The sequence below is a fragment of the Spirillospora sp. NPDC049652 genome, from assembly GCF_040675125.1.
Lineage (GTDB): Bacteria > Actinomycetota > Actinomycetes > Streptosporangiales > Streptosporangiaceae > Spirillospora.
Genome location: NZ_JBFAOF010000537.1, coordinates 1 through 4,946, shown reverse-complemented (window position 1 = coordinate 4,946; position 4,946 = coordinate 1). Strand labels below are relative to the sequence as shown.

General features: G+C 73.9%; 5 protein-coding genes. 4 read left to right on the top strand and 1 reads right to left on the bottom strand.

Translation table 11 applies throughout. The annotated features are described in order from the left end of the window. The 4 genes from AB0J52_RS27210 to AB0J52_RS27195 form a co-directional block, all read left to right on the top strand. Positions 1 to 246 (top strand): RNA polymerase sigma factor (locus tag AB0J52_RS27210; RefSeq protein WP_500185168.1); only part of this gene is annotated, 246 nt, incomplete at its 5' end. Next, positions 239 to 1,474: a hypothetical protein gene (locus tag AB0J52_RS27205; RefSeq protein ID WP_500185167.1), complete on the top strand. Its 1,236-nt coding sequence runs from the start codon at positions 239 to 241 to the stop codon at positions 1,472 to 1,474. The genes AB0J52_RS27210 and AB0J52_RS27205, both read left to right, overlap by 8 nt. Positions 1,475 to 1,638: 164 nt before the next feature. Continuing rightward, on the top strand, positions 1,639 to 2,208 hold the full coding sequence (locus tag AB0J52_RS27200) for an RNA polymerase sigma factor (RefSeq protein ID WP_500185166.1): 570 nt from the start codon (positions 1,639 to 1,641) through the stop codon (positions 2,206 to 2,208). 2 nt (positions 2,209 to 2,210) lie between these two features. Then, entirely contained in the window at positions 2,211 to 3,473 is a 1,263-nt protein-coding gene (locus AB0J52_RS27195) for a hypothetical protein (protein WP_500185165.1), read from the top strand. A gap of 50 nt (positions 3,474 to 3,523) precedes the next feature. On the opposite strand, the gene AB0J52_RS27190 is transcribed toward AB0J52_RS27195, so the two are convergent. Continuing rightward, the coding region (locus AB0J52_RS27190) for a 3-hydroxyacyl-CoA dehydrogenase NAD-binding domain-containing protein (protein WP_500185163.1) at positions 3,524 to 4,946 on the bottom strand (1,423 nt) is incomplete at its 5' end.

Here is a 4,946-nt window from a genome sequence, read left to right as displayed (position 1 = left end):
GACGTCGCGGTGGACGCCGCCGGGCTGCGCGGCGCGCTGGCCCGGGCGCTCGCCGACCTCCCGGACGGCGACCGGGACGTGCTGCTGCTGGTCGCGCTCGCCGACCTCAGCCACCAGGAGGTCGCCGCGGCGCTGGAGATCCCCTACGGCACGGTCGGCTCGCGGCTGAACCGGGCCCGGCGGAAACTGCGCGCGGCGCTTGGCGGGACCAATCCGATGCACGCTCAGGAGGACGACCATGGATGAGATCCGCACCGTCCGCGACGCCTACGGCTCGCCCCGCCCGCCGACGCCGGACGAGGCGGCCGCCGCCCGCATGCGGCTCGCGGCACTGATCGCGGCCGAGAGGACCGGCGCCGAGTCCGCCTCCGCGCCGGTTCCCGCCGCCGTCCCGTCGCGGCGGCGCCTGCTCGGCGGGTGGCGCCTCAAGTTCGGCGTCGGCCTGCTCGCGGTGGGGGCGGCCGCGGCGGCCGTCATCGTCGTGACCGGCCAGGACGGCCCGTCCGGGAAGACCGCTCCGCCCGTCGCCCAGGGCGAGCACGACTTCATGGAGGTCGCCGCGAAGGCCGAACTTGCGCCGACCGGCAAGTACTGGTTCTCCGACGAGGTCAGCGGCCAGGTGTACGTGATGCGGCCGAAGACCGGCGCGTACGCGATCTTCGGCGCCCGGACCGAGTCGCACACCTACACCACCACGGGGAAGAAGGGCGGCACGACCTACCACAGCCGCGACCTCCCCGCCCGCCCGGCGACGCCGGAGGACGAGGCGGCGTGGAAGCGCGCCGGTTCGCCGTCGTCCTTCCGGGTCTGGTCGAACGATCACTTCTGGACGTACACCGCCAAGACGCGGCCCTGGAGCGCGGGGGAGTCCGACGCCATGCAGGGCGGGAAGTTCCACGGTCCCGGCGGAACGCTGCTGACCAAGGACGAGTTGGCCACGCTGCCGACCGACCCGGCGGCCCTCGCGGACGCGTTCTACTCCTTCAAGGGCTGGGGCGGGCATCCGCTGTCTCCGGCCTACCGGAAGAAGTTCGAGGCCAAGCCGGGGGCGAAGAACATGACCCCGCGCGCGAAGCTCGTGGAAACGGGAGGCGCCCTCAGGGGCATGGCGCTGCCGCCCAAGGTCCGCGCCGGGCTCATGCGCGCGCTGGCCGCCCAGCCGGGCATCCAGACGGTGAAGGACGCGGTGGACCCGTTCGGCCGCAAGGGCCTCGCTCTCTCGGTCGCGCCCGAGCGCGTCACCCGGACGGCCGAGTACGGCGCCCCGAAGGCCGAGCAGGGCACCTACACGCAGCGGACCGAACTCGTCTTCGATCCCAAGACGGGTGAACTCCTCTCCCAGCAGGACGTCCTCACGACTCCCGGCGGCCCGTACGCGAAGCTCAAGCCGGGCGCGGTCCTGAACTACTGGATCCTCCGCCAGGCCGGGTGGACCGACAGCAAGCCGCAGCCCCCGGCCGACCTGCCTTCCTGACCTCCGTCCCCACTCCGTGCCCCGCGTGCTCATGCCGCGGGGCACGGTCCTTTCTGCAACCTGCTTCCCACTTCCCACGCGCACGAGAAAATCCGTGATCGCGCCGAAAGTGATCCGGTCCACCGGCGGAGTACAAGTGACACCGACCGGAAGGACCCCATGCCATGAGCGCTCCACCGGCCGTGGAGGACGACGCCCGGATCGTCGCCGCATCCCTTGCCGAGCCCGAGCGGTTCACCGGTATCTACGACCGCCACTACGTCGCGGTCTACAGGTACGTCTCCGGACGGCTCGGGCAGCAGGCCGCCGACGACGTCGCCGCCGAGACGTTCCTGGCCGCGTTCCGCCGCCGCGCCGACTTCGATCCCGGACGCGGCGTGATGCGCGCCTGGCTGTTCGGCATCGCGACCCGGCTGGTCGCCCAGCACCGCCGCGCCGAGGAGCGCCACTACCGGGCGCTCGCCCGCGTCGGCCAGGACCGTCCGCACGACGGCGACGAGGACCGGGTCGCCGCCGCCGTGGACGCGCACGTCGTCCAGCCCCGGCTGGCCGCCGCGCTGCGGAGCCTCTCGGCCAGGGAACGCGACGTCGTGCTGCTCGTCGCGCTCGCCGGCCTCACCCACCAGGAGGTCGCCGACGCCCTCGACATCCCGTACGGGACGGTCGGCTCCCGCCTGAACCGCGCGCGCGGGAAGCTCCGCGCCGCCCTCTCCACCACACCGGAAGGACACTGACCATGGACGATCTCGACGCGCTCGGCATGCTCGCCGCCAATCCGACCGAGGGGTCCGTCGCCGCCGGACGCGCACGCCTCGAAACCGAGGCGCGCGGCGCTGCGCACGGTCCCGCGCGCCGCCCGGCACGCCGCCGCCTCTCCCCGCCCCGCCTCACCCTCTTCACCGGGTTCGGGCTGACCCTCGCGGGCGCGGCCGCCGCCGTCGCGGTCATGATGTCGTCGGGCACGGCGACGCCCCGGGCGCCCGGCGCGCACGGCGGCGCCGACGGCTCCTTCCTGGAGGTCGCCGCCAAGGCGGACCTGCTGCCGAGCGGCCGCTACTGGTACTCCGACGAGATCCAGGGCCAGTCGTACATGCAGCGTCCGGCGTCCGGCGCGTACGCGATCATCGGCGCGCACAGCGAGACCTACCAGTACGTGGGGGCGAAGCGGGAGGACGGCTCCGGTTTCTGGGGACGCGACCTGCCGAGCCGTCCGGCGTCGCCCGAGGACGCGGCGGGATGGAAGCGCGCGGGCTCGCCGTCGTCGTTCCGCGTGTGGTCCAACGACCACTACTGGACCTACACCACCAAGGCCACGGCCTGGGAGTACGACCCCGCGGGCAGGGGACGGGGCGGGCAGTTCCCCGGCCTCGGCCCGGACCGGAAGTCGGCCGCGGCTGGAAAGAACAAGCCCATGTCCGCGGCCGACTTCGCGTCGCTGCCCACCGACCCTTCCGTCCTTGCCAAGATGCTCTTCCCGCGCCTGACCGGCTTCGAGGCGCTCGACCCCCTGGCGCTGGACGACATGCCGCAGGCCGAGCTGTACCGGCTGAAGCAGAACCCCGGCTCGATCCCGCCGCGCGACCTGACCCCCCGGGAGAAGATCTTCACCGCGGGCTCCGCGCTGAAGGACATGCCGTTGCCGCCGAAGGTCCGCGCGGGGCTGATGCGGGCGCTCGCGGCGCAACCCGGCATCCGGACGGTCAAGAACGTGCGGGATCCGCTCGGCCGCGAAGGCGTCGCCCTGGTGGCCGCGCCCGTGACGCGCAAGGTGACCGCCGAGTACGGCGCGCCGAGGAACGAGCAGGGCACCTACAGCGAGCAGGAGGAACTGGTCTTCGACGCCAAGACCGGGGCGCTGCTGTCCCAGCAGAACGTCCTGGCGACTCCGGGCGGGCCGTACGCCGCCCGGAAGACCGGCGCGGTGCTCTCCTACTGGATCGTCCGGTCGGGTGGCTGGACGGACGCCAAGCCGAAGCCGCCCGCCGGGCTGCCCTTCTGATCCCGCGGCTTCGTTCCGCAGCACCCCGCGTCCTCGCCGGCGCGGGGTGCCTACCCGGCTCCGAAGACGTCCTGAGGTGAGGTGCCCGGGTCGGTGAGGGGGAGGCCGAGGGCGGCGCGGTCGGTCAGCCAGCGGCTCGCCCGGTACCGCGGGTCGCCAGTGCGCTCGTGAAGTTTGCGCAGGTCGGAAGCCACGGACGCGGCGCCCCACCGGTCCCCCCACTCCAGCGGCCCGTGCGGGTAGCCGAGGCCGAGCCGAACGGCGGTGTCGATGTGGTCCGGCGTGGCGAGGCCGCGCTGCGCGATCTCGCAGGACACGTTGACGATCGAGGCCCGCAGGCGGCGCGCCACCGACACGGGGGCGTCGGCGACGACCGTCACCGGGCGGCCGGTCGCCGCCAGCGCCGCGAGCGCGCCGCGCGCCGCGTCCGGGTCCGCGCCGGGATGGACGGCCAGCACGATCCGCTTCTCGAAGCCGCCGGTCGGGTCGACGCGGAGCGTCCGGGAGGCGTCCCGGCCCGCGTTCACCGGCTCGCAGTCGCCGGGGACGTCCAGCATCACGCCCGACATGCTCAGTTCGACCCCGGCCTCACGCAGCAGGTCGCGCAGTAGCGCGCTTCCCTTCACCCACACCGCGGACGGCGGGACGCTCGGGACGGCCTCGTCCGGCTCCTGCTTCACGCCGTCCGCGTACCGGTACCAGCCTTCACCGACCTTCCGGCCGAACAGGCCCGCGTCGTACCGCGCGCGCGTGAGACAGGACGGCCGCAACCGCTCGTCGTAGTGGAACCCCTCCCAGATGGTCTCCAGGACGGGATGCGAGACGTCCAGGCCGGTGAGGTCCATCAGCTCGAACGGACCCATCTTCAGGCCGAGGACGTCGCGGGCGACGCGGTCCACGTCCACCGGGCGGGCCGTCCCCTCGGCGACGATCTGCAACGCCTCGGTCGACAGGCCGCGCCCGGCGTGGTTGACCAGGAAGCCGGGTGTGTCGGGCGCGCGGACGGGCGTGTGCCCGAGTCGCCGCACCAGGCCGGTCAGCGCGTCCGGGATCCAGTCCGCCGTCCGCGCTCCTGCGATCACCTCGGCGAGTCTCATCAGCGGCACGGGGTTGAAGAAGTGCAGGCCGGCGAGCCGGGACGGGTCGGTCATGCCCGCCGCGATCCGCGTGACCGAGAGCGAGCTGGTGTTGGTGGCGAGGACGGTCGTCGCCGGGCACGCCTTCTCCAGCCCCTGGAACAGCCGCTGCTTGGTGTCCAGGTCCTCCCGGACGGCCTCGACGACCAGGTCGAGCCGGTCGGCGGGGGCGAGCGGGTCGTCCAGCGGGACGAGCCGGGCGGTCGCCGCCGCCGCGTCATCGGCGGTCATCCGGCCCTTCGCCGCGAGCCTGTCGAACATCGCGCCCACGTACCGGACGGCCTCGCCCACGGCCTCGGGCCGCGCGTCGGCGAGCTGGACCGTCAGCCCCGCGGCC